Here is a 23,922-nt window from a genome sequence, read left to right on the forward strand (position 1 = left end):
TTCTCGACGCCGAGCGGCGGCGCCGAGCGGGGGGTGCCGACGCGGGGGCGCCGAGCGGCGGCGCCGAGCGGGGGGTGCCGACGCGGGGGCGCCGACGCGGCGCCGACGGCGAGGCGGCTAGCGGCGGACGCGGTCCTGGGCGCTGCGCGGCGGATCGCCCGACACGTCGATCTTCTCCTGAGCGCCCAGCGACGACCACGCCGACGCGACGCCCTTCGCCGCGTGCTCGGAGGCCCGCACCGCGCGCTCGTCGGCCCACGAGTTCAGGCGGTGCCCGGAGTGCCCGCGCACGTGCTCGAGCACGACATCCGGGAGCCCTGCCGCACGGCGTGCGTCGCGTGCGGCGATGAGCTGCTCGAGGATGTCCTGGTTCTTCACGGGCTGCTTCTGCGAGGTCTTCCAGCCGCGCGCACGGTGACCGTCCATCCACTTCGAGTAGGTGTCGATCGCGTACTTCGAGTCGGCCTGCACGGTGAGGTGCGCGACGTCGCGGTGGTCCTCGATCGCGTGCAGCAGACCCAGCAGCTCGCCGATGTTGTTCGTGCCCTCGGGCACCGATCCGGCGGCCCAGTGGCCGTCCTCGCCGACCCACGCCCAGCCGGCGGGCCCGGGATTGCCCTTGCAGGCGCCGTCGGTGGCCACGATGTAGGGCTGGTCGGAAGTCACCAGGCAAGGCTAACGGGCGACGGATGCCTCGACCCGTCGTCGGCGTGGCATCCTTGCACCACCACCCCCGCATCGAAGGAGATCATCATGGCCGGCAGGTTCGACCTCGAGACGACGACACTCGCGCAGCTCCTCGCCGATCCGGAGGCCAAGGCCGTCATCGACGACGTCGTGCCCGAGCTGCCGCATCACCCGATGATCGGCTTCGTCAAGAACATGCCGCTCGACCAGCTGCTGAAGATGGCGGGCGGTCAGGTGCCGGCCGATACCGTCGCCGAGCTGACGCAGCGCATCGGCGCCCTCTGACGGCCGTGATGATGCGCCTCGACGACGTCGATCCGACGCTGCTGCCCTCGCTGCGCTTCGCGCCCGTCCTCGACCTCGAGAACCCGTTCGTGCGCTGGCTCGTGGGAGCGGCGTCCCCGCTGATCCCCGGCGCCCGTGTCGACGGCGTCGTGCGCACGACGGCCCGCGTCGGCGACGTGCGCCTGCGCGTGCACCGGCCGAAGAACCCGACGGGCGCCGGTCTCCTGTGGATCCACGGCGGCGGCCTCGTGCTCGGCTCCGCCGCGATGGACGATCGGTTCTGCGGCGAGACCGCGCGGGAGACCGGAGCCGTCGTGGTGTCGGTCGACTACCGGCTGGCGCAGAAGCATCCGTTCCCGGCGGCGATCGACGACTGCCGCGCCGCGTGGGGCGCCTTCGTGACCCGCGCGCCGCAGCTCGGCGTCGATCCCTCGCGCATCGCGGTGGGCGGCCAGAGCGCGGGCGGAGGTCTCGCCGCCGCCCTCGTGCAGCGTCTGCACGACGACGGCGCGGATGTCGCAGCCCAGTGGCTGTTCTGCCCGATGCTCGACGACCGCACGGCGGCCGACCGCACGCACGACGAGGCCGCGCACCTCGTGTGGAACAACCGCTCCAACCTCGTGGGCTGGTCGACCTACCTCCGCCGGCCCCCGGGGGCGCCCACGCTCCCGCCCTACGCCGCCGCTGCGCGCCGGGACGATCTCTCCGGCCTGCCGCCGACGTGGATCTACTGGTCGGACATCGAGCTGTTCGCCGCCGAGGACGCCGACTACGCCCGTCGCCTGGCCGACGCCGGTGTCGCCGTCGAGAGCGTCGTCGTTCCGCGCGCGGCGCACGGATTCGAGGCCTGGGCGCGCGACACCGTGCTCGCGAAGGATCTGCTGCGCGGTGCGCGGGAGTGGCTCAGGGCCGCCGTCGCCTGAGCAGCCGCCGACGCGGCGGAGCGGATGCCTCCGCCGCGGCCCGCGCGGCCGCGTCGGACTCCTTCCGCGCCTGTCGACGCGCCCTCCACTCCGCGACTTCCTCGTCGACCTCGCGGGTCGGTGTCACCACCGGGGGCCCGCCGAGCAGCTGCCGGCGCGCTTCGACGACCCGCCGATTGAAGTCCTCGACGTACTCCCGCACGTCGGCTTCGCGGGGCAGTGCATCGAGGCGCGCGTCGAACTCCGCGTGCTCGACCCGGAGCATCAGCGCGGGCGGGCCGAGCCCGCGCAGCTGCTCGGTCTCGATCTTGCGCCGGATCCACCAGTCGGCGTCGTGACGGTCTCCGAGACCCTCGAGCGGCTTGCCCGCACCCGGCAGATCGTCGAAGTCGCCGCGGCGGATCGCCTGCTGGATCGCCGTCTCGACGTACGCCGCGCGATCCGCGGCCGTCGGCGTGCGCCCGGTCGGAGTGCCGGTCTCCGCGTCGGCCTCCTCCGGGAGAAGCCCCGCCTCGCGCAGCTGCCGATCGAGCCGGTACTGGGCTGCGGCTTCGCGCGGGTCGTCCATGGGGCACCTCCGCTTCGACCCTACGCCGGACATCCGAAATGCCGAACAGCGGCATCCGTGATGGAATCGGAGCACCCGATCCGAGGAGGAACACCATGCGCGCGACCTACATCTACGGCGCCGGCGACGTCCGCGTCATCGAGGTGCCCGACGCGGCGATCGAGCAGCCGACCGACGCCGTCGTGCGCGTCACCGCGGCGTGCGTCTGCGGCAGTGACCTGCATCCGTTCCACACGATGCCCGAGACGCCTGCGGGGCGCCCGATGGGGCACGAGTTCATCGGCGTCGTCGAAGACATCGGTGCCGACGTGACCACCGTGAAGCCCGGCGACTTCGTGATCGCGCCGTTCGTCTGGTCGGACGGCACGTGCGACTTCTGCCGCGAAGGCCTGCAGACCTCGTGCCGCCACGGCGGCATCTGGGGACAGCTGCCGGCGACGGGCGGTCAGGCCGAGGCCGTGCGCGTCCCCTGGGCCGACGGCACGCTCGTCGTCGTCCCCGCTCCCATCGACGACGCGCTCCTGCCGTCTCTGCTCACGCTCTCCGACGTCTACGGCACCGGCTGGCACGCGGCGGTGACCGCCGGAGTCGCCCCCGGGAAGAGCGTCACGGTCATCGGCGACGGCGCCGTGGGCCTTCTCGCCGTGCTCTCGGCGAAGCAGCTCGGCGCGGAGCGCATCATCCTCATGGGCCGCCACACCGTGCGCACCGACCTGGGGCGCGAGTTCGGGGCGACGGATGTCGTCGCCGAGCGCGGCGAGGAGGGGGCGGCCGTCGTCAAGGAGCTCACCGGCGGCGACGGCACCCACGTCGTCCTCGAGGCCGTCGGATATCTCGAGGCGTACGAGCAGGCGCTCGCCGCGGTGCGACCCGGCGGCACCATCAGCCGCGTCGGCGTCCCGCAGTACCGGGATGCCCCCGCCGGCCGCGTGCTGTTCAGCCCCAACGTCACGCTGACCGGAGGTGTGGCCCCGGTGCGGGCGTACATCGACGCCCTCCTGCCCGGCGTGCTCGACGCATCGGTCGACCCCGGCCGCGTGTTCGATCGGACCGTCGGACTCGACGACGCTCCCGACGGCTATCGCGCGATGGACGCGCGCGACGCGCTCAAGGTGCTCGTGCGGCCCTGACCCGCGACCGCGTCAGTTCGCGCTGCGCGTGGACTGGCGCACGATGAGGTGGGTCGGCAGGGGAGGAGCCTCGGTCACGCTGTCGGGCTCCTCGACGGCGACGAGCACCTTCTGCATCATCTGCTCGCCGAGCCCCGCGAAGTCCTGTCGCACGGTCGTGAGCGGCGGGTACAGGAACCCCGCCTCGGGCACGTCGTCGAATCCCACGACGCTGACGTCTTCGGGAATGCGGAGTCCGCGCTCCCGGAACGCGGAGAGCAGGCCGATGGCGGTGTGGTCGTTCGCGGCGAACACCGCCGTGCCGGGCTCTATGTCGAGCTGGGAGCCGATGCGGTAGCCGCCGGCGGGGGTCCAGTCGCCGATCATCGGCTCCACCGCCTCGAGCCGGTGCGCAGCGAGCTCGTCCCGCCATCCGCGCACGCGCTCCAGCGCATCGGGTGCGCGCAGCGGACCCGCGACGTGGAGGATCCTCTCGTGGCCGAGCTCGGCGAGGTGGCGCACGGCCGACCGCGCACCCCGGTACTGGTCGATCGAGACGATGGACGGGCTGCGCCGGGATGTCGACGCCGAGGCCACCACCGGAACGCTCAGATCGAGTCCGCGCACGATCTCCAGCACGTCGACGTCGACGACGATCAGCACGATGGCGTCGACGCGCTGGCGGAGCAGCCCTTCCACGACGCCCCGCACGCCGGCCGGATCGGTGTCGAGCCCGCTGACGGTGTCGACGTTGTAGCGGGCGGTGCGGGCAGCGAAGTTGAAGTGCATCGCGATCGACGTGGGGCCGAAGTCCGAGACGCCGGGCGTCATCAGGCCGATCGTGCGGGTGCGTCGGGTGACCAGTGCCCGGGCCGCGGGCGACGGGCTGTAGCGGAGCTGCGCGATGGCGTGCTCGACGCGCGCGCGGGTGGCGGGTCGCACGTTCGGCAGGTCGTTGATGACGCGCGACACCGTCTGGTGGGAGACGCCGGCGAGGCGCGCGACGTCGAAGATGTTGGCCGCTCGCGTCGTCCCGTCGTCGGCGGTGACGCCCCCCTGCTCACTCATCGATCTCATCGGGCTGTGCGACGAGGGCCAGGAGAGAGTCGACGGTGAGATCGTCCGCGCCGAGCACGTCGACGACGCGGTTGTCGCGGAGGATCGCCACCCGGTGGGAAACCCGGAGGACCTCTTCGAGCTCGGCGGAGATGAAGACCACCGACAGCCCGTTGCTCGCCATCTCTCCCACGAGGTTCTGGATCTCGACCTTCGCGCCGACGTCGATCCCGCGCGTGGGCTCGTCGAGGAGGAGCAGGCGCGGCGACAGGGCGAGGAGCCGCGCGAGCAGCACCTTCTGCTGATTCCCCCCGGAGAGCGTGCCCGCCGGGCGATCGAGATCGGACGGACGGATGTCGAGGGCCTCCACCCAGCTGGCCGCGAGCTCGCGTCGGCGGGCGGCGGGGATCAGGCGCGTCACACCCTTGTCGGCCTGGAGGGCGAGGGTGATGTTGTCGAGCACGCTGAGGTCGCTGATGATCCCCTCCGCGCGCCGGTTCTCCGACGAGTACACCACGCCGAGGGACATCCCTGCCCGAGGGCTGCGCGGAGACACGTCCCTGCCCGAGATCCGCAGCACACCGCTGTCGAGCCTGTCGATCCCCGAGAGTGCTCGTGCCAGCTCGGTGCGCCCCGATCCGAGCAGTCCGGCGACGCCCAGGACGTCGCCGTCGAAGAGCTCGACATCCGCGCCGACGATCCCCGGAGACACCGTCACGCCCTGCGCGCTGAGGAACGCGTCGCGGGCGTCGAGGTCGGGTTCGGATGCGCGGCTCGGCGAGGTCAACGCCGTCGCACGCCGGCCGAGCATGGCCTGCACGAGGTCGATCCGGAGGAGCTCACGGGTCAGGTACTCGCCCACGAACCGCCCGTCGCGCAGCACCGTCACCCGGTCGCAGAGCTCGTACACCTGATCGAGGAAGTGCGACACGAACAGGATCGCGACACCGCGCTGCGCGAGGTCGCGCACGACGCGGAAAAGCTCGGCGACCTCGTCGAGATCGAGGCTCGACGTCGGCTCGTCCAGCACGAGCACCCGCACATCCGTGGAGATCGCTCGGGCGATCGCGACGAGCTGCTGCACGGCGAGCGAGTGCGTGCCGAGGAGAGAGGACGGGTCGATCTCGAGGCCGAGGTCGGCCAGGAGTGCGCGGGAGTCCGTCCGCATCCGCCGCCAGTCGATGCCGCCGAAGCGGCGCGGCTCGCGCCCGAGCCAGATGTTCTCCGCGACCGAGAGGTTGGGGAGGAGGTCGATCTCCTGGTAGACGGTGCTGATGCCCGCCGCCTGGGCGGCGTGCGGAGAGCCGAACCGCACCGGTTCGCCGTCGAGGCTCAGCACACCCTCGTCGAGGGGGAGGGCTCCGGTGACGGCCTTGATCAGCGTGGACTTGCCGGCCCCGTTCTCGCCCATGAGCGAGTGGACCTCGCCGGGGAACAGACGGAAGTCGACCCCGTCGAGCACCGCGTCGGCGCCGAATCGCACCGTCGCGCCGGTGAGCTCCAAGAGCGGCCGGGCCCTGTCCATCCCGTCATTATCCTGCCTGCCGTGCCCGATCATGCGCGGCCCGCCCCCACGTCCTCCGCTATGTCCTCCGCCGCGACGACCGGGCGACGATCAGACGCTGGACGATGATGAACAGCAGCAGCAGGATGCCGATGATGATCTGCGTCCAGGACTGCTCGGCGCCCATGAACGAGATGATCTTCTTGATCGTGCCGTACACCAGCACGCCGACCAGCGAGCCCAGCACATACCCGACCCCGCCCGTGAGGAGCGTGCCGCCGATCACGACCGCGGCGATCGCGTCGAGCTCGGTGCCGATGCCGTTGCGGGGGTAGCCGGCACCGGAGTAGGCCGTGAGGAGCAGGCCGGCGAGACCGCCGCAGACGCCGCTGATGACGTACACCGCGATCTTGGTGCGGGCGACGTTGAGACCCATGAGCCGTGCCGACTGCTCCCCGCCCCCGACGGCGTACACGGTGCGACCGAAGCGGGTCCAGTGCAGCACGTACACGGCGACGGCGACGACGAGGAGCGCGATGATCCCGGTGGGCGTGATGTACCAGTCGCCGACGGTGATGCGGGTGCGCTGCAGCCAGAGCACGGCGGGGTCTTCGACCCGGATCGAGGACAGGCTCACGACGAACGCGAGCCCGCGCGCCAGGAACAGCCCGGCCAGGGATGCGATGAAGGGCTGCACGCTGAAGTACTGCACGAGCACGCCGATGAGCAGGCCGATGAGACCACCGCCGATGAGCATGATCGGGATGACCAGGTACGCCGGCAGACCCTGCGAGAGCAGACTCGCGCACAGGATGCCGGTGAACGCCATGACCGATCCGACCGAGAGGTCGATGCCACCCGTGAGGATCACGAACGTCATGCCGACGGCGAGGACGACGAGGTAGGCGTTGTCGAGCAGCAGAGCGGAGAGATTGCGGCCCGTGACGAAGTTGCCGAACTGCACCTGCGCGCCGATGAGCAGGACGATGAGGATGGCGATCGCGGCGAAGGTCGGCATGAGCGATGCGCGGCGGCTCATGAAGATGCCGTAGCGGGCTCCGAGCCCGGACGGCGCGACCGAGGTCGCCTGAGTGCTCGTGGTCATCGTGCCACCCCCGCCGCGCTCGTGGAATCGGTGTGCGATCGGGTGCGCGAGCGCAGCGTGTGTCTGACCCATCTGTGCAGCTGCGGCGACTGCACGACGACCACGACCACGACGACGATGGCGAAGAAGACGGGGCTCTGCGCCGGCGGGACCCCGAGGAAGAGGATCGTCATCTCGAGCGTCTGGATCGTGAGGACGCCGATGACCGTCCCGGCGATCGTGAACTTCCCGCCCATGAGCGACGTTCCCCCCAGCACGACCGCGAGGATCGCGTACAGCTCGATGAACTGACCGGTCGCGTTCGCGTCGGCCGCCCGGATGTTGGCGCTGTAGATGATGCCGGCGATGCCGGCGAGAAGGCCGCTCGACAGGTACGCGCTGAAGACGATGCCGCGTGAGCGCACGCCGGCGAGCCGGCTGGCTTCGGGGTTGATGCCGACGGCCTCGGTGAGGACCCCCAGCGCGGTGCGGCGCTCGAGCAGGGCGACAATCGCGATGGCCAGGAGCGAGATCAGGAAGGCGACGGGCAGGAACACGAGGTATCCGGAGGCGATGAACGAATACGGCGCGCTGTTGACGGTCGTGATGAAGCCGTCGGTGATCAGCAGCGCGACTCCGCGGCCCGCGAGCATGAGCACGAGCGTCGCGATGATCGGCTGGATGCCGCAGACGGCGACGAGGAATCCGTTCCATGCCCCGAGGATCAGCGCCACGCCGAGCGCCACCACCAGCGCCACCAGCACCGTGCCGACGTCGTCGGGATCGGCGGAGCCGCCGATGATCGTGAGTGCGACGGCCCCCGAGACGGCCATGATCGCGCCGACGGACAGGTCGATCCCGCGGGTCGCGATGACGATCGTCATGCCGAGGGCGACGAGCATGAGCGGTGCGCTGTTGCGGAGGATGTCGATCAGCGCCCCGTAGAGCTGGCCGTCCCGCACGGTGACGGCGATGAACTGGGGCCGGGCGATCGTGTTGACCACGATCAGCGTCAGCAGGGCCACGACGGGCCAGAAGAGCCGGTGCTTCACGAGCTTCTTCATGCTGCGCTGCCTTCCGCCTTGTTGGCGATGTAGTCGATGAGACCGTCCAGGTCGACGTCGCGTGCCTCGAGCTCGCCGATGGATCGACGATCTCGCATCACGACGACGCGTTGGGCGAGCCGGAGCACTTCCTCCAGCTCGGACGAGATGAACACGACCGACAGCCCCGCGGCGCTCAGCTCGGCCACCTTGCGCTGGATGTCGGCCTTCGCGCCGACGTCGATGCCTCGAGTCGGCTCGTCGAGGATCAGCAGTTCGGGCGCGGTGGCGAGCCAGCGCCCCAGCAGCACCTTCTGCTGATTGCCCCCCGACAGGTTTCCCGCGATCGCGTCGGGGTCGGCGGGACGGATGCCGAGCGCCTCGATGTATTCCGACACGACCGCATCCTGCTCGCTGCGGCTCACCTTTCGCAAGGCGCCGCGGCGGGCCTGGATGCCGAGCACGATGTTCTCCGCCACCGACAGGTCGGCGATGATCCCCTCCGCGCGACGATTCTCCGACGAGAACGCGACGCGGCGGTCTATCGCGTGGCGGGGGGACGAGACCTTGGCGGCGACTCCGGAGAGCTCGATCTGGCCGGAATCGGCCCGGTCGGCGCCGTAGACGAGCCGCACCAGCTCGGTGCGACCGGAGCCCAGGAGCCCGGCGATGCCGACGACCTCGCCCTCGAACACCGTGAGGTCGGCGGGTTCGAGCACGCCGCGCCGCCCGATGCCGGTGGCGCGCAGCGTCGGAACACCGGAGCGGTCGATCTCGCGTTCGGACATCGTGGCCAGAGCGTCGAGCTCGTCGAGCTCGCGCCCGATCATGCGGGAGACGAGCTCGCCGCGCGGCAGGTCGGCGACGGGATACTCACCGATGAGCTTGCCGTTGCGCAGCACCGTGATCCGATCGGAGATCTCGTACACCTGGTCGAGGAAGTGGCTGACGAACAGGATCGCGACGCCCTTGTCGCGTAGATCGCGGATCACCGCGAAGAGCTGCTCGACTTCGTCGCGGTCGAGGCTCGAGGTCGGCTCGTCGAGGATCAGCACCTTCGCGTCGAGCACCATCGCCCGGCTGATGGCGACCAGCTGCTGCAGGGCGATGGAGTGGCTCGCGAGCACGGACCGGGTGTCGAGGCTCTGGCCGAGGCTCTCCATGTGCGCTGCGGCGGCGCGATGGGTCGCCTTCCAGTCGATGAGAGGACCTCGTCGCACCTCGTGCCCGAGCATGATGTTCTCTCCGACGGAGAGGTTGGTGCACAGGTTGACCTCTTGGTAGACGGTCGAGATCCCGGCATCCTGCGCGTCGGCTGTCGTGCTGAAGACGCGCGGCTCGCCCGCGACCACGATCTCGCCCTCGTCGACGGCGTAGACGCCGGTGAGGGCCTTGATGAGCGTGGACTTGCCCGCTCCGTTCTCGCCCATGAGGGCGTGGACCTCTCCGGGGCGGAGCGCGAAGTCGATCCCGTCGAGGGCGAGCACCCCGGGGAAGCGGATGGTGATGCCGGTCATGGCGACGACCGGTGCGAGCGTGACTGCGGTGTCCGCGGACATGGGTTTCGTGGCCTTTCCCACTCGTTGTCGGCGCATCCGCCGGAGGCTCGATCGCCTCCGGCGGATGCGTGGCGACCCGTCGCCCGAAGGGACGGTTCGCGGACGACTCAGTACAGTCGCTCGTCGATGACCTTCGCGGCCTCTTCGGGCGTGAAGCTGAGGTCGGTGACGAAGTAAGTCTTCTCGACCGTCTCGCCCGCGAGGACGTCCTTCACGATGCCGGCCGCCAGTTCACCCAGCAGCGGGTTGCACTCCACGATGAAGTTGATCTTGTTGTCGATCAGCGCCAGCATGCCGTCCTTCACCGCGTCGATCGAGATGATCTTGATGTCTTCGCCCGGCTTCGCGCCGGCCGCTTCGATCGCCTCGATGGCGCCGAGCGCCATGTCATCGTTGTGCGCGTACACGAGGTCGATGCCGTCGACGCCGTACTTCTGGAGGAAGCCCTCCATCACGGTCTTTCCGCCGTCACGGGTGAAGTCGCCGGTCTGCGAGTCGATCTTCTTGATCGAGGTCCCCTCGACCGCTTCATCGAAGCCCTCGGCGCGGTCGTTGGCCGGAGCCGAGCCGGTCGTTCCCTCGAGCACGACCATGTTGGTCTCGGTGTCGCCGAAGTTCTCGGCGGCCCACTCGCCGGCCATGACTCCCTCGTTGCGGAAGTCCAGCCCGACCCAGCTCGCGTAGAGATCGTCGGGGGCCGAGACCGTGCGGTCTTCGAGCACGACCGGGATGCCGGCGTCCTTCGCCTCCTGGAGCACGTCGTCCCACCCGTCCGAGACGATGGGTGCGATCACGATCGCGTCGACGCCCTGGTTGATGAAGTCGCGCACGGCGGCGATCTGGGCGGCCGGGTCGTTGTCGGCCGCGTTGAAGATGAGGTCGAAGCCGTTCTCCGCGGAGAACGCCTCCTTCATCGATGCGGTGTTGGCCGAGCGCCAGCCCGACTCCGACCCCGTCTGGGCGAACCCGACGGTGATGGTGTCGCTGCCGGAGTCGCCCCCGCCCGAGTCGCCGCCGGCATCCGTCGAGCCTGCGCAGCCGGTCGCGGTGAGAGCAATGGCTCCCAGGACGGCGAAACCGGCGAGAAGCGTCTTCTTGTTCACTTCAGAACCTCCTCGTTCTGGTCCGGCAGCACCGCCGGAGACCGTGGTCGCGGGCTGGAATGTCTGTCCGCGACTGAATGTTAGCCCTCACATTCGGTATCCGCGCAACTTGTGAGCGGTAACATTTGCGTAACAGGCGGACGTTACCGCCCACCGACTTGAATGTGGAAAGCGGGCGGCTGCAGACGATATGTGAGGGATCACATCCCGCCGACGACAGTGCCGGGTATCCTCGACCGCGTGAGCACGAGTCCTGATGACGCCACCGCCGGACTCCTCCGGACTCTCGTCGACACGATGGACGGACCTGTCGTCGACCGGGAGGGGTGGGAGTCGTTCGCCCTCATCCTGGAGTTCCCCGACGGCGCGTTCAACGAAGCGCACGGCTACGTCTACTCGCCCGACGGCGTGATCTCGGCCGTGGCGTGCGACCCGTGGCTCGTCGCTCCGGCGGTGAAGGCCTACACCGACGGCTGCTACCCGGTCGGTGACGCGCTGCCGCGCAAGATCCTCGTGCAGTTCGACCGGGCGACGGGTCGGTACATGACGACCTTCGAAGAGACCGATGAGGCGCGGTGGAAGGCGACTCCGCGCACCTTCCGGGAGCTTCGCGAGGAGCTGCGCCCGACGTTCGACTGAAGCCGGGTGCTCACACGTGGTCGCGCCACGAGTGCTTCGGCTCGTAGCCCAGCAGGCGCCGGGCCTTGTCGATCGCGAGAAGGCTCTCGTGGTCGGAGAACGCCCGGGCGTGCGGGGTGTCGGGGAAGACCTCCGCGACGAGCTCGGCGTTCGTGCGCGTCATGACAGAGTCGGCGGCGGCGATGATGAATCGGTCGAACCCGGCCGGCGCCACCTCGAGGGCGCGTTCGATCGCCTGCGCGCCGTCGCGGGCGTCGATGTAGGCCCAGAGGTTCCACTTGCGCCGGCGGGCATCGGCGTCGTACGACGGGAACTCGGCGTAGTCCTCGGGCACCATGACGTTCGAGAAGCGCAGGGCGGTGATCGCCAGGTCGGGGTGCCAGCGCACGAGTTCGATCGCCAACTGCTCCTCGAGGTGCTTGACCAGCGAGTACACCGACTCGGGCCGGGCCGGGTAGTCCTCGTCGACGGGGATGTAGGGCGGCGGCACGTCGAACGGCAGCCCCAGCACGGTCTCGCTCGATGCGTAGACGATCTTGCGGATGCCGAGCCGCACCGCGGCGTGGAACACGTTGAACGTCGCGGTCATGTTGTTGTGGAAGGTGGCGACGTCGCTGCGGATGCCCGGGGCCGGAATGGCTCCGAGGTGCACGACCGCATCGACCCCGCTGTGGGTGTCTCCCACGCCGCCGAACGCGTCGATCACCTGGCCGTAGTCGGTCAGGTCGACCTGCACGAAGTCGGGGGCGCGGGTGCCTACGACATCCATGCCGACGACCTCGTGCCCGGAGGCGCGGAGTTCACGGGCGACGACGGTGCCGAGCTTGCCGGTGGAGCCTGTCAGAGCGATGCGCATGCCTCCAGCCTGGCATCATCCGCGGACATGCGGGGTGCGATGCGGCCATTCGGAGCGCGCGCCCGGCGGATAGGGTGAGCGCGATGGCAGAGATCCCGCCCCCGGCCTCCGGCGCCCGCGTCGGCGTGCGCGACGTCGCGCGCGCCGCGGGCGTGTCGGCGCAGACGGTGTCACGGGTCATCAACGCCCACCCGAACATCCGGCCCGAGACGCGCGAGCGGGTGCTCGCGGCGATGGCGCAGCTGGACTACCGCGTCAACAACGCCGCGCGCGCCCTCGGCACCCGCACCACCCGCACGCTGGGCGTCATCGCGTCGGACGCGACGCTGTACGGTCCGGCCGTCGGAATCGCCGCCCTCGACGCCGCCGCGCGCGAGGCCGGTCGCTGGATCGCGACGGCGTATGCGGATGCCGCGGACGAGGCATCCGTCCTCGATGCCGCCCGTCGCCTCCAAGACCAGGGCGTCGACGGCATCGTCGTGCTCGCCCCGCACGCGCGAACACTGCGGGCGCTCGCCGCGTCGCAGCCCGACCTCGCTCTCGAGGCCATGCACACCGGCGAGGGGGCCGAGCGCCAGCGGGAGGGAGCCGAGCTCGCCGTCGCGCATCTCGTCGAGCTCGGGCACCGGTGCATCGCGCGCCTGGCCGGGCCGGCCGACTGGCTGGAGGCGGCGGCTCGGGATGCCGGAACCGATGACGCGCTCGCCCGTCGGGGCCTCGAACCAGGCCGCCGGTGGACGGGGGACTGGAGCGCGACGACGGGTGCGGCACTCGCCTCCGAGATCGCGGCCGCCGTCCGGTCGCCCGGCGGACCGACGGCGATCGTGGCGGCCAACGACCAGATGGCCCTCGGGCTCATCGCGGCCCTGCGCGCCGAGGGGATCGAGGTTCCGCGCGATGTCAGCGTCGCCGGCTTCGACGACAATCCGGATGCGGGGTACTACCGGCCGGCGCTCACGACGGTGCGCCTCGACGTCGCGGGAGAGGCGCGTCGCGTCGTCGCGGCGGCCGTGGGAGAGGCATCCGGCGCGCTCGACCCCGCGCCGCCCGTGCTCGTCGTCCGCGAGTCGACGGCGCGCATCGACTGAGGGCGTGCGCAGCCTCTGGCACTTCGCGTTTGTTACCGGTAACATGCAACCGGCGGATGCCGCATCCCGCCCACGTGACCAACGGAGGACCCCGTGAGCCCCACCGCGACCGACGACTCGGCGGCCGTCCGCGACGCGATCGAGCGAGGCGCCACGGCGCTCGGGATCGAATTCGGATCGACCCGCATCAAGGCCTGCCTGATCGCGGCCGACGATCCCACGCGTGTCCTGGCGGTCGGCGTGCACGACTGGGAGAACGCCTTCGTCGACCGCGTGTGGACGTACGCGCTCGACGACGTGTGGACCGGGCTGCAGACGGCCTATGCCGCGCTCGTCTCCGACGTCCGGGCGCGGTACGACGTCCAGCCACGCACCTTCGGCGCCATCGGCGTCTCGGCCATGATGCACGGCTACCTGGCGTTCGATTCGTCGGGCGATCTGCTCGTGCCCTTCCGCACGTGGCGCAACACCTCCACGGGGGCGGCCTCCGCCGAACTCAGCGCCCTGCTGGGGGTCAACATCCCGCTGCGCTGGTCGATCGCCCACCTGCACCAGGCTCTGCTTGACGACGAGCCGCACGTGCCCGACGTGGGCTTCATCACGACCCTCGCCGGATACGTGCATTGGCGCCTGACGGGTCGCGCCGTGCTGGGGGTCGGAGACGCGTCGGGCATGTTCCCGATCGACTCGGCGACGTGCGACTACGACGCGGACCTCCTGGAGAGGTACGACGCCCTCCGGCGGGCGCGGGGAGCGCACGCCGCATTCCATCTCCGGGCGCTGCTGCCCGAGGTGCTCGTCGCCGGCCAGGCCGCGGGGAATCTGACGGTGGAGGGCGCCGCCCTCCTCGACCCCACCGAGGCGCTCCGCCCGGGAATCCCGCTGTGCCCGCCCGAGGGCGACGCCGGCACCGGCATGGTCGCCACCCACGCGGTCGCCCCGCGCACGGGCAATGTCAGCGCGGGCACGAGCATCTTCGCGATGGTCGTGCTCGAGCATCCGCTCTCCCGCGCCCACGAGGAGCTCGACCTCGTCACGACGCCCGCCGGCGACGCGGTCGCGATGGTCCACTGCAACAACGGTGCCAGCGAGCTCGGTGCGTGGGCGTCGCTCTTCGGGCGCTTCGCCGCCGCCGCGGGAGCGCCGGTGGGCGCCGATGCGACCTTCGGTGCGCTGCTGCGCGAAGCGCTCGACGGCGAGCCTGACGCCGGGGGGATCCTCGCCTACAACCAGCTGGCCGGCGAGCCCCTCGCGGGTCTGGACGAAGGGCGCCCTCTCGTGGTGCGCACGCCCGACAGCTCCCTGACCCTGGCCAACTTCATGCGCGCGCAGGTCTACGGCGTCTTCGCGACGCTGACCCTCGGCATGCGCGTGCTCGAGGCGGAGGGCGTGACGCTGGAGCGGATGTTCGCGCACGGCGGCATCTTCCGCACAGCGGGCGTCGCCCAGCGACTGCTCGCCGGTGCGCTCGCCGCACCGGTCGCCGTCGGCGATACCGCCTCCGAGGGCGGCGCGTGGGGCATCGCCGTGCTCGCGGCGTACCTGGGGCGGGGCGGCGACCTCGCGACATACCTGGACGAGGTCGTGTTCCGCGACGCCGACGTCGTGGTCGTGGAGCCCGACCCCGCCGACGTCGCCGGCTACGCCGCCTACCTCGACCGCTACCGCGCAGGACTCGCCGTCGAGGCATCCGCCGTCGACGCCCTCTGACCCGCAGGCCCTCCCGAAAGGAAACCCCATGACCCTCTCCCGCTCGCTCGAGGCCTACGAGGTCTGGTTCGTCACCGGAAGCCAGAACCTGTACGGCGAGGAGACGCTCCGTCAGGTCGCCGAGCAGTCGCAGGCCGTCGCCGGTGGGCTTTCCGACCTCCCCGTGAAGGTCGTGTGGAAGCCGGTCCTGAAGGACTCCGACTCGATCCGCCGGCTCGCCCTCGAGGTGAACGGCCGCGACGACGTCATCGGCGTGATCGCGTGGATGCACACGTTCAGCCCCGCCAAGATGTGGATCTCCGGTCTCGACGCCCTTCAGAAACCGCTGCTGCACCTGCACACGCAGGCCAATGTGGAGCTGCCGTGGGCCGACATCGACTTCGACTTCATGAATCTAAACCAGGCCGCGCACGGCGATCGCGAGTTCGGGTACATCCAGACGCGTCTGGGCGTCGCGCGCAAGACCGTGGTCGGCCACGTGTCGAACCCGGCCGTCGTGCAGCAGATCGAGGACTGGCAGCGCGCCGCCGCCGGGTGGGCGGCCGTGCGTTCTCTGAAGCTCGCCCGCTTCGGCGACAACATGCGCTACGTCGCAGTCACCGAGGGCGACAAGACCGAGGCGGAGCTGCGGTTCGGTGTCCAGGTCAACACGTGGGGTGTCAACGAGCTCGCCGATGCGGTGGCCGCGGCGACAGACGCGCAGGTCGACGCCCTCGTCGCCGAGTACGTCGAGCTGTACGACGTCGCCGACGAGCTGCTCCCGGGCGCGGAGCGCCACCAGTCGCTCCGCGACGGGGCCGCCATCGAGGTCGGCCTGCGGTCGTTCCTCGAGGCCGGGGGCTTCGGCGCCTTCACGACGTCGTTCGAAGACCTCGGCGCCCTGACTCAGCTGCCGGGCCTCGCGGTGCAGCGGCTCATGGCCGAGGGCTACGGGTTCGGGGCGGAGGGCGACTGGAAGACCGCGATCCTCGTGCGCGTGGCGAACGTCATGGGTGCGGGCCTCCCCGGGGGAGCGACCCTCATGGAGGACTACACGTACGACCTCGTCGCGGGCGACGAGAAGATCCTGGGTGCGCACATGCTCGAAGTCGCGCCCTCGATCACGTCGCAGCGTCCGCGCCTCGAGATCCACCCGCTCGGCATCGGCGGCAAGGACGACCCCGTGCGGCTCGTCTTCACGGCCGATCCGGGCAGCGCCCTCGTCGTGGCCATGTCCGACATGCGCGACCGGTTCCGGCTCGTGGCCAACGTGGTGGAGAACATCGAGGCGCCCGATCTGCCGCAGCTGCCCGTCGGCCGGGCGGTCTGGAAGCCCGCTCCCGACTTCGCCACGAGCGCGGCCTGCTGGCTCACGGCGGGCGCGGCCCACCATACTGTGATGACGACCGCCGTCGGCATCGAGGTCTTCCGCGACTTCGCCGAGATCGCGCGGACCGAGCTCGTCGTCATCGACGAGGACACGACGGTGCGCGGCTTCCAGAAGGAGCTGCGCTGGAACCAGGCCTACTACCGACTCGCGCAGGGACTCTGACACGCATGGCACGCACCCCCCTCTCCGGCACCCAGCACGCGCTCCGATCCGGCGACTACGACGCCGTCATCGCGAGCGTCGGCGCCTCGCTGCGCTCGTTCACGCACCGCGGACGCGACCTCACCGTCTCGTACGACGCCGACGAGGTGCGCATGGGCTACCGGGGAGCGACCCTCGCGCCGTGGCCGAACCGCGTCGTCGACGGAAGGTACTCGTTCGGAGGGGAGGACTACCTGCTCGCGCTGACCGAGCCCGCCCGAGGTCACGCTCTCCACGGTCTCGCCGGATGGCTGGCGTTCGAGGCCATCGACAAGGGTCCCGATCACGTCACCCTCGCGGCCACGATCGAGCCGCAGACCTCGTACCCGTGGCGCATCGAGGTCGAGACGACCTTCGCGCTGTCGACCGACGGCCTCACGCAGACCGTGCGCGCGCGCAACCTCAGCACGGATGCCGCGCCATGGGGCACCGGGCCGCACCCCTACCTGGTGGCCGGTCCGTCGGCACTGGACACCTGGACTCTGACGCTGCCGGCCGAGCGCGTCCTGCAGGTCGACGAGCGGCTGAGCCCGACCGAGCTGCGCGCCGTCGACGCCGACGACGCGGCGCGGTTCGACTTCCGCGAGCCGCGCGTGCTGGGTGCGGTCGAGATCGACCACGCCTACACGGGTCTCGCACGCGACGAGTCCGGGGTGACCGCGGTGCGGCTGACCGACCCGGAGGGCACGGGCGTCGAGATGGTGTGGGGTCACGCGTGCCCGTGGGTGCAGATCCACACGGCCGACAAGGGCCTCGGCAAGCCGGGGCATCGTGCAGGACTCGCCGTCGAGCCGATGACGTGTGCGCCCGATGCCTACAACGCGGACACGTACGACTTCGACGCGGGGCTCATCGTGCTCGAGCCCGGCGCGACGGCCGAGGCCTCGTGGAGGATCGCGGCGCTCTGACGTCGAACGCCGTCAGTTCCGGTGGTCTCGACTGCGACGCTGGGGAGAGCCCCCACGACGCCCGCCCGCGGGACGACGATGCGTCCACGAGCGAGCGTCGCGGCTCCCCCAGAGATTCCGGTTTGCGCCGATCGCCATCACGACGAAGCCGGCGCCGACCGCGATCCGGATGAGTCCCGCCCCCCAGCGGTGACGGCGACGATCGCGACGACCCTGGAGGGTGCGGGAAGGCCCCCTGGCTCCCGCACCCCCTGGGCGCCGGCGATCTGCGCCCCGACATCCGTGGCGCGATCCCGGACGATCGGGCCGTGAGGCCCGACGACGGAGCGCTGCGATCGGGCGGAGGCCCGAACGTGTGCAGCGCGAGAATGGTGAGCGCGGATCCGACGAGGAGGAACCGCGCGATTGCGCTCAGGAAGGCGCAGCCGATCGATGGTGATGACGACCTCCCTGTTCGGTGAGCGACGGGTGCCGCGTCCTCCCTGTTCGGAGCGCGGCCCGGGACGGATTGGACGACGCGGCGTCCGACCGCATGAACGGAGGGCCCCGGAGTGTTCTCCAAGGCCCTCTGGTTCAGATGCGACGCGGGCGTCGCGAAGCCTCACTCGTCGCGGAGCTTCTCCTTGACTTCGTTGCGCTTCTCGACGGAGTCGCGCTCTGCCTCGGCCTTCTTGACGTTGGCGTCGGCCTTGGCCTCGTCGACCTTGTCGCCGATCTTGTCGGCGGTGTCGTCCCACGCGTCCTTGATCTTGCGGCCGGCCGTGTCGGCGGTCTCTTTCGCGTCATCGATGAATCCCATGAGGGCTCCTCTCGTCAAAGGCTGGTGAACTCCACGCTATGTCTCCTCGGCACTCGTCGTCAGGGGATTGCCAACGCGCGAGCGCGGTGCTACCGCCTCTGCGGGATGATCGACAAGAATCCGCCCGAGGTGTCATGCTCGGCACGTGCGTTTCGAATCGACTCTCCGCCAGATGGGCAACAACACCGGCATCGAAGTGCCGCCCGAGGTGCTCGACGAACTCGGCGGCGGCAGACGACCGGCCGTCGATGTCACGGTCAACGGATTCGAATACCGCTCGACGGTCGCCTCGATGGGAGGGAAGTACCTCATCGCCTTCTCTTCGGACAAGCGCGCCGCCAGCGGCATCCGGGGCGGTGATGCGATCACCGTCGACCTGACCCTCGACACGGCCCCGCGCACCGTCGACGTGCCGGAGGATCTCGCGTCGGCGCTCGCGGCGGGAGGCGTGACGGAGGCGTTCGAGAAGCTCTCGCCGAGCGCGAAGAAGGCGCACGTCACGAACGTCCTCGGTGCGAAGGCCGCCGAGACGCGCAGCCGGCGAATCGAGTCGATCGTCGACAAGCTCTCCTGAGGCCTACAGGTAGATCTCGTCGGCGAACACCAGCCGCTGCTCCCACACCGGCGGGGGCGCGGCGATGGTCGCCGAGCCGACCGCGGGGTCTCCGGGGAATCTCTCCCACTCCTCCACGGTGACGCGCCAGCCGGATGCCTCCGGCCCCGGGCGCTGCAGCGGGATCTCGTCGCTCGCGCCGAGCGTCGTGCCCCACGCGATCGTGCGCTCGGCCTGCTGGTACGCGGCCACATCCATGCGACGCGTATCGACCGTGATCCAGCCGAGGTCGCCCGGAAGATCGGGGTCCGCCTTCTGCAGGCGTGCCACGACGAGGCGATTGAGGGCGATCGCCTCGAGATCGGTGAGAGGCGGACGACGCGATCCGCTTCGCCGCACCGGCACGGGTCCGCTCACCACGACGCGTACCTCGTGCTCATCGAGCCGGCTCACCAGCGCCGTCCGCTCGGGTGGCACCTGCACGAAGTCGCTCGAGACCGGACTCGACAGCTCCAGGCCCGCGACGCTCTCGGGCTGATAGCGGGCCAGGGCGAGTCGGATGAACGGCCAGGTGACGGCACCGGGGTTGAGCGCGACATCCACGTACCAGAGCCGTCGATCCGCGTTGTACTGCGGGCGATAGCCCAGCACGGTCGCCCGGTAGGTCGTCGTTCCTCCTGCTGCCGTGGGCAGCGGCAGCCCGGTCTCGATCGCGACGGGCTCACCCGGGCGCCAGTCGTCGTCCACGCCGGTGGCGCGCCAGAAGTCGATGAGCGTCAGGCCCTGCAGGTGCGGGTCGTCCCACGATGCGCTCGTCCAGATCGGGTCCTGCGCCCACAGCGAGTACGGGCCGGCGGCATCCGAGCTGCCGAGCAGGATGCCGAGCAGCTCGCCCTCTCCGGAGGAGAACCACGGCCGCTGGAGATAGATGCGCAGCCCCGCTCGGCGCACATGGCGCTCCGCCATCGGCTGCGCGGGATGCACGCCGCCCTCGTCGTCGGCGGGGCCTTCGTCCTGCGCGGTGGCGGGGTCGTCGACGAGGGTCGGATCGTCGTTCGACCATCGGAACAGCGGCACCACGGAGTGCACGACGGGCGGCTCGGGACGCGCGGACGAGGGCACCGAGAGGCGCAGCACGTCGCTCACGACACTCGATCCGTCGTCGAAAGGTGCGGCATCCGGCGCCCGCTGCAGGAGCGCAGGCGGGAAGTACTCGCGGAAGCGCGTCGATGCGCGCAGTCGGTAGTCGACCATGCGGTGCTTCGTGTCGCCGAACTCGTGGCGGAGGCCGTGGATGCGGATGCCCGGGTCCGGCGCCCAGTCGAGGTCGCCCGAGGGGAGGAGGTCCTGGGCGAAGAGGATGCCCAGCCGCTCCTGCTCGGTGACCTTCGTGGTGCCCGCGATGCCCCTGCTCGCGCGCTCCTCCCAGACGGGGAGGCCGAGGTCGTCCACGGGCTCGGTCCAGGATGCCTCGATCGTGAGCTGCTCGGTGCTCGGGCCGTGCACGTGCACGCCGCCGAACAGACTCGCGTACGTCTGCGAGGCGCCGCGCACCGAACGCACGTTCACCGGGCGGGGCGCACGGACCGGTCGGGGCACGGCGTGCACGAGCAGCACGTCCTCCTTCGGGGTCAGCGACCACAGGTAGCCGTCGCGAACGGCCTCGCGGACGATCTCGAGCGACTGCACGACGGCCGGGAGGCTCCGCCACATCCCGAGCACGGTGAGAGCCTCGTCGTGCAGGCTGCTGGAGATGCGGAACCGCTGGACCGTTCCGGGGGGCAGCGCGAGGTCGATCACCCGGCCGTCCACCGATGCCCGCGCGGTCGGCCCGTCGGTGAGCGTCAGCCGGTACGGACGCACGAGCGGCCACCCGCGGGGCTGCTCCACGTCGTACTCCGCGGTGAAGCCCTCGATGCCGAAGGGCAGGGGGAGAGCCGGATCGGTCGTCGCGTCGGGGAAGACGATCGACACGCCCTTCGCGAGGGGATCCGGGAGGTAGGGCGTGACGAGGTCGTCGACGTCGTGCACGACGTACTGCCCGGCCGGCGGGGCATCGCCCTGGGGGATCGGGAGGGTGACGAGATCGGCCGGATCGACGCTCGCGTCGTGGACGATCGAGACGCCCGGCACCGGCGTGCGGGCTCCCGGGGCGTCGATGTCGGCGACGTCGATGTCGTACAGCGTGCCGTTCTCGCGCAGGGCCGCACCGAGCGCCGCCTTCAGGCCGGCATCGGAGCCGTCGCCCACGAGCTCGTCGAACTTGCCGTGGTACTCGGCCTGGAGCTGCCCGATCTTGGGCGGCACCAGGTGCCTCTGGCCGACGGATTGGAACGGCGAGTCGGGATCGACGGCCGCGACGGCCGAGCGATAGGCGACGGGATCGGTCAGCGTCACCTCGAGGGTGTCCGGATGCTGCGTCACGCCGCTGCGGATGACGATGACGCGCTGCGACTCGCCCTCGCTGTAGCGTGCGCGGGGTACGAGGGTGGGCGGCGGCACCGGATCCCATCGCAGGAACGGGCGAGGCGCCGTCATGGTGCGCAGGGCCTCGGCGACGGCCCCCGGATCGATCAGGCCCGGCGTGAACTCGGTGAGCCCGCGACCGATCTGCGCGGCGATGGCCGCGTCGATCGTCGCGCGATCCGTCACCGCGGTGATGCCGAAGGCGGCCCCCGTGGTCGAGCTCACGGTCTCGCGCACACGCTGGGTGATCGCGGCCGCCCGCGAGGGTGCCGAAGCAGACAGGACGTCGCCGCCCGCGGAGGCCGCGCCGATGTCGACCCGGCCGAGGACGCGGGAGATCTCCGCGCGCAGCGCGGTCTGCTCGGTGCGTCCGAGTGTCGGGGTGGGGCGGTCGGGGACCAGCGAGGCCGGGTCGGCGATCGAGGCGGCGGTGGCGGCGTGCAGCGTCTCGGCTGCCGGCCCGAGCCGGCCGAATCCGGACGCGCGCTCCCTGGCGGGCGCCTCCTTCTTCCATCGGCTGTCGAGCGTCTTCTGCAGCTTCTCGGCCACGGCCTCCGGCAGTGCGATCCGGCCGAGCGCGATCGGGGTGCGTCCCCGCTCGTCCCCGCGCCGCCGGAGATCGCCCGCGCCGCGTGCGCGACCGCCGGCATCCGGAGCCGCGGGAGGGAGCGCCGGGGGTCGTACATTGCCGGCGAGGTCGACGAGCCAGGCGCGGAACGCGTAGTCGTTGCCGTACCGGAGCTTCGGCAGAGTGCCCGGGACGATCGTGTGCGTGAAGCCGATCGGATGGGTGGCGTCGACCGGCACGGCAGCGGGTGCCGGCTCGACGATCTCCTCGAGCTTCTGCGATCCGTCGGGCTGGGTCACCAGCTCGTTGCGGACGCGCTTGCCGGGCTTGGGCACCGACAGGCTCCACCCCTCCCAGCCGAACATGGCCTCGTGGACGTTGATCGGCGGGGGTGGGGCATCCGGCGCCACGGGGGTCTCCTCGGCCGGGGCGCCCTGGATGAACCCCTGCCCGGCGCCCAGGTCGACGGCGTCGGCCAGCCCGGTCACCTCGGCCGTCGAGCGCCGAGCGTGCAACGAGCGCCACTCGCCGTCCTGCACCGTCCACACCTCGACGCGCATGCCGCGTGCGACGTCTTCGCTCAGCACCTCGAGTCCACCGCCGGCCGGAGGGGCGGATGTGGCGAACTGCGCCTCGAGCTGCTTCTGGCGGCCGATGCGGTCGAACAGGGCGGATGCCTGGCCCTTCCGGGCGAGGGTGAAGCCCTGGGAGCGGAGGGCCGGGGCGGCCGCGTCACCGGGCTCGCGGTTCGCCTGGCGCTGCAGGAGCCGGGGGAGGACCCGCAGGAACTGCTCGGTCTTCAGCGCCGTGCCGTCGCCGTCGGTGTCGAGCACGGCGAAGCGGTCGGTGTCGCCGATCGCGAGCGCGCCGCGCACCCAGTCCGCCGTCGCCGGCACCGTCACCAGCGCGCCGTCGGCCGTCGCCTCGCAGCGCACACGCGGAGCGGCCCCCGTCACCTCGGCGGCGTCCGTGCGCACGGTCAGGGTGGCAGACAGCCACCGCGACTTCCGCAGCCTCGCGGGGTCGGTCACGACGAGATCGATCACGAGGCCGAGGGCGCGCAGGAGCGCGGCGTGGTCGCCGACCATCGCGACGCGCTCGTGGAACTCGGGGGTCTTCGGGGTCAGCGGATCCGGTGGCGGCGCGTCGGGGACGGCCTGGTACGGCCTGGCCGACTCGGGCCGGTCGTAGTACCGGCGCACTTCGTGCAGCGCGGTCAGGACCCCGAGCATCCCGTCGGCCGCCGCGGTCGTGCCCGCGGCCGGCCGGCGCGGGCCGATCCGGTCGCTGCCCTCCCCGATGGCGGTGTCGAGCACGCGCGTCCAGCGCTCGTCGTCGACGTCGCCGATTCCCGCCCTGCCGGCGATGACCTTGAGCCGGCGGAGCGTGGCGACCAGGTCTTTCGCCAGCGGATGCGAGCCCGGCGCCGGCGGATCGACGATCGACGACACGGAGGTGAGCAGTCCGACGAACGCGCCGGTGTCGTGGACGGCCTGCAGATCGAACGAACGCCACCGGCGCTCATCCAACGGCGGCACGGTGTTGGCGCGGACGGGGGTGGAGCCCGGGAAGAGGGCGTCCCACACGTCGGGGCGCACGGGGTCGACCACCGCCGTGCACGGGATCGGCCCGTTGTCGTCGCGCAGCTCGACGGTGAGGCCGCCCTTGACCGCGGCCGCCCACCCGGAGAACACGGCGAAGTCCGACAGGGTCGTGCCGTCGGGGCCGGCCTCGGAGGCGGCGTCGCCGGTCAGCTTCGGCGTCACGAACACCGAGACGTGGAAGTCCTCGGCGGGTCGCGTCGAATGCGGAAGCGCGAGGGCGATGACGTGTTCGGTGACCAT

The 23,922-nt window shown here is 71.0% G+C and carries 20 protein-coding genes; 9 read left to right on the forward strand and 11 right to left on the reverse strand.

The window, feature by feature from the left end; all coding sequences use genetic code 11:
- Nucleotides 1-117: 117 nt before the first annotated feature.
- Nucleotides 118-666 carry a ribonuclease H family protein gene (locus B0B14_RS00340; RefSeq protein WP_143733587.1) on the reverse strand — a complete coding sequence of 183 codons (549 nt, stop codon included), beginning with the start codon at nt 664-666 and terminating at the stop codon, nt 118-120.
- Between the two features lie 87 nt (nt 667-753).
- Between B0B14_RS00340 and B0B14_RS00345 the strand changes: the two genes are divergently transcribed.
- Nucleotides 754-972 carry a hypothetical protein gene (locus B0B14_RS00345; protein ID WP_076679458.1) on the forward strand — a complete coding sequence of 73 codons (219 nt, stop codon included), beginning with the start codon at nt 754-756 and terminating at the stop codon, nt 970-972.
- Nucleotides 973-980: 8 nt separating this feature from the next.
- Nucleotides 981-1,895 (forward strand): alpha/beta hydrolase, encoded by a 915-nt coding sequence (locus B0B14_RS00350; protein ID WP_256714326.1) that lies wholly within the window; start codon nt 981-983, stop codon nt 1,893-1,895.
- Here B0B14_RS00350 and B0B14_RS00355 read toward each other — a convergent pair.
- Entirely contained in the window at nt 1,876-2,463 is a 588-nt protein-coding gene (locus B0B14_RS00355) for a DnaJ family domain-containing protein (protein ID WP_083710215.1), read from the reverse strand. The two genes, B0B14_RS00350 and B0B14_RS00355, sit on opposite strands and share 20 nt — an antisense overlap.
- A 95-nt stretch (nt 2,464-2,558) precedes the next feature.
- Here B0B14_RS00355 and B0B14_RS00360 point away from each other — a divergent pair, with 95 nt between their 5' ends.
- Nucleotides 2,559-3,593 (forward strand): zinc-dependent alcohol dehydrogenase family protein, encoded by a 1,035-nt coding sequence (locus B0B14_RS00360; RefSeq protein ID WP_076679460.1) that lies wholly within the window; start codon nt 2,559-2,561, stop codon nt 3,591-3,593.
- 12 nt (nt 3,594-3,605) lie between these two features.
- Here the strand turns inward: B0B14_RS00360 and B0B14_RS00365 are convergent, their stop codons facing one another.
- The 6 genes from B0B14_RS00365 to B0B14_RS00390 form a co-directional block, all read right to left on the reverse strand.
- Entirely contained in the window at nt 3,606-4,640 is a 1,035-nt protein-coding gene (locus tag B0B14_RS00365) for a LacI family DNA-binding transcriptional regulator (RefSeq protein WP_076679461.1), read from the reverse strand.
- Complete coding sequence (locus tag B0B14_RS00370) at nt 4,633-6,153, reverse strand: sugar ABC transporter ATP-binding protein (protein ID WP_076679462.1); 1,521 nt, start codon at nt 6,151-6,153, stop codon at nt 4,633-4,635. The genes B0B14_RS00365 and B0B14_RS00370 overlap by 8 nt, the downstream gene beginning before the upstream one ends.
- 58 nt (nt 6,154-6,211) lie before the next feature.
- Nucleotides 6,212-7,237, reverse strand: coding sequence for an ABC transporter permease subunit (locus B0B14_RS00375; RefSeq protein ID WP_083710217.1), 1,026 nt, complete (start codon nt 7,235-7,237; stop codon nt 6,212-6,214).
- Nucleotides 7,234-8,280, reverse strand: a complete 1,047-nt coding sequence (locus B0B14_RS00380) for an ABC transporter permease (protein ID WP_076679463.1) — start codon at nt 8,278-8,280, stop codon at nt 7,234-7,236. Before B0B14_RS00380 ends, B0B14_RS00375 begins: the two co-directional genes overlap by 4 nt.
- Nucleotides 8,277-9,818 carry a sugar ABC transporter ATP-binding protein gene (locus B0B14_RS00385; protein WP_076679464.1) on the reverse strand — a complete coding sequence of 514 codons (1,542 nt, stop codon included), beginning with the start codon at nt 9,816-9,818 and terminating at the stop codon, nt 8,277-8,279. Before B0B14_RS00385 ends, B0B14_RS00380 begins: the two co-directional genes overlap by 4 nt.
- 107 nt (nt 9,819-9,925) lie before the next feature.
- Nucleotides 9,926-10,921, reverse strand: a complete 996-nt coding sequence (locus tag B0B14_RS00390) for an ABC transporter substrate-binding protein (protein WP_076679465.1) — start codon at nt 10,919-10,921, stop codon at nt 9,926-9,928.
- A gap of 240 nt (nt 10,922-11,161) precedes the next feature.
- Between B0B14_RS00390 and B0B14_RS00395 the strand changes: the two genes are divergently transcribed.
- Nucleotides 11,162-11,560, forward strand: coding sequence for a hypothetical protein (locus B0B14_RS00395; RefSeq protein WP_143733589.1), 399 nt, complete (start codon nt 11,162-11,164; stop codon nt 11,558-11,560).
- Between the two features lie 10 nt (nt 11,561-11,570).
- Here B0B14_RS00395 and B0B14_RS00400 read toward each other — a convergent pair whose 3' ends face one another.
- Entirely contained in the window at nt 11,571-12,416 is an 846-nt protein-coding gene (locus B0B14_RS00400) for an NAD-dependent epimerase/dehydratase family protein (RefSeq protein WP_076679467.1), read from the reverse strand.
- An 83-nt stretch (nt 12,417-12,499) separates the two neighbouring features.
- Here B0B14_RS00400 and B0B14_RS00405 point away from each other — a divergent pair, with 83 nt between their 5' ends.
- The 4 genes from B0B14_RS00405 (at nt 12,500) to B0B14_RS00420 (ending at nt 17,692) form a co-directional block, all read left to right on the forward strand.
- On the forward strand, nt 12,500-13,504 hold the full coding sequence (locus tag B0B14_RS00405; RefSeq protein WP_076679468.1) for a LacI family DNA-binding transcriptional regulator: 1,005 nt from the start codon (nt 12,500-12,502) through the stop codon (nt 13,502-13,504).
- 93 nt (nt 13,505-13,597) lie between these two features.
- Nucleotides 13,598-15,214: a xylulokinase gene (locus tag B0B14_RS00410; RefSeq protein WP_076679469.1), complete on the forward strand. Its 1,617-nt coding sequence runs from the start codon at nt 13,598-13,600 to the stop codon at nt 15,212-15,214.
- Between the two features lie 28 nt (nt 15,215-15,242).
- Complete coding sequence (araA, locus tag B0B14_RS00415) at nt 15,243-16,745, forward strand: L-arabinose isomerase (RefSeq protein WP_076679470.1); 1,503 nt, start codon at nt 15,243-15,245, stop codon at nt 16,743-16,745.
- A 5-nt stretch (nt 16,746-16,750) separates the two neighbouring features.
- On the forward strand, nt 16,751-17,692 hold the full coding sequence (locus B0B14_RS00420) for an aldose 1-epimerase family protein (protein ID WP_076679471.1): 942 nt from the start codon (nt 16,751-16,753) through the stop codon (nt 17,690-17,692).
- A gap of 601 nt (nt 17,693-18,293) precedes the next feature.
- Here B0B14_RS00420 and B0B14_RS00425 read toward each other — a convergent pair.
- Nucleotides 18,294-18,491, reverse strand: a complete 198-nt coding sequence (locus tag B0B14_RS00425) for a hypothetical protein (protein ID WP_076679472.1) — start codon at nt 18,489-18,491, stop codon at nt 18,294-18,296.
- Nucleotides 18,492-18,636: 145 nt separating this feature from the next.
- Here B0B14_RS00425 and B0B14_RS00430 point away from each other — a divergent pair, with 145 nt between their 5' ends.
- A complete protein-coding gene (locus tag B0B14_RS00430; RefSeq protein WP_076679473.1) occupies nt 18,637-19,065 on the forward strand; it encodes a YdeI/OmpD-associated family protein in 429 nt (142 codons plus the stop codon).
- 3 nt (nt 19,066-19,068) lie between these two features.
- Here B0B14_RS00430 and B0B14_RS00435 read toward each other — a convergent pair whose 3' ends face one another.
- Nucleotides 19,069-23,922: a hypothetical protein gene (locus B0B14_RS00435; RefSeq protein ID WP_076679474.1), complete on the reverse strand. Its 4,854-nt coding sequence runs from the start codon at nt 23,920-23,922 to the stop codon at nt 19,069-19,071.

It is taken from the genome of Microbacterium sp. RU33B, assembly GCF_900155915.1.
Classification (GTDB): domain Bacteria; phylum Actinomycetota; class Actinomycetes; order Actinomycetales; family Microbacteriaceae; genus Microbacterium.

Bases quoted from the DNA above. Each gene is read 5' to 3' on its own strand.
- B0B14_RS00345 (WP_076679458.1), top strand. From the start codon at position 754: ATGGCCGGCAGGTTCGACCTCGAGACGACGACACTCGCGCAGCTCCTC.
- B0B14_RS00350 (WP_256714326.1), top strand. From the start codon at position 981: ATGATGCGCCTCGACGACGTCGATCCGACGCTGCTGCCCTCGCTGCGC.
- B0B14_RS00355 (WP_083710215.1), bottom strand. From the start codon at position 2,463: ATGGACGACCCGCGCGAAGCCGCAGCCCAGTACCGGCTCGATCGGCAG.
- B0B14_RS00360 (WP_076679460.1), top strand. From the start codon at position 2,559: ATGCGCGCGACCTACATCTACGGCGCCGGCGACGTCCGCGTCATCGAG.
- B0B14_RS00365 (WP_076679461.1), bottom strand. From the start codon at position 4,640: ATGAGTGAGCAGGGGGGCGTCACCGCCGACGACGGGACGACGCGAGCG.
- B0B14_RS00370 (WP_076679462.1), bottom strand. From the start codon at position 6,153: ATGGACAGGGCCCGGCCGCTCTTGGAGCTCACCGGCGCGACGGTGCGA.
- B0B14_RS00375 (WP_083710217.1), bottom strand. From the start codon at position 7,237: ATGACCACGAGCACTCAGGCGACCTCGGTCGCGCCGTCCGGGCTCGGA.
- B0B14_RS00380 (WP_076679463.1), bottom strand. From the start codon at position 8,280: ATGAAGAAGCTCGTGAAGCACCGGCTCTTCTGGCCCGTCGTGGCCCTG.
- B0B14_RS00385 (WP_076679464.1), bottom strand. From the start codon at position 9,818: ATGTCCGCGGACACCGCAGTCACGCTCGCACCGGTCGTCGCCATGACC.
- B0B14_RS00400 (WP_076679467.1), bottom strand. From the start codon at position 12,416: ATGCGCATCGCTCTGACAGGCTCCACCGGCAAGCTCGGCACCGTCGTC.
- B0B14_RS00405 (WP_076679468.1), top strand. From the start codon at position 12,500: ATGGCAGAGATCCCGCCCCCGGCCTCCGGCGCCCGCGTCGGCGTGCGC.
- araA (WP_076679470.1), top strand. From the start codon at position 15,243: ATGACCCTCTCCCGCTCGCTCGAGGCCTACGAGGTCTGGTTCGTCACC.
- B0B14_RS00420 (WP_076679471.1), top strand. From the start codon at position 16,751: ATGGCACGCACCCCCCTCTCCGGCACCCAGCACGCGCTCCGATCCGGC.
- B0B14_RS00425 (WP_076679472.1), bottom strand. From the start codon at position 18,491: ATGGGATTCATCGATGACGCGAAAGAGACCGCCGACACGGCCGGCCGC.
- B0B14_RS00435 (WP_076679474.1), bottom strand. From the start codon at position 23,922: ATGGTCACCGAACACGTCATCGCCCTCGCGCTTCCGCATTCGACGCGA.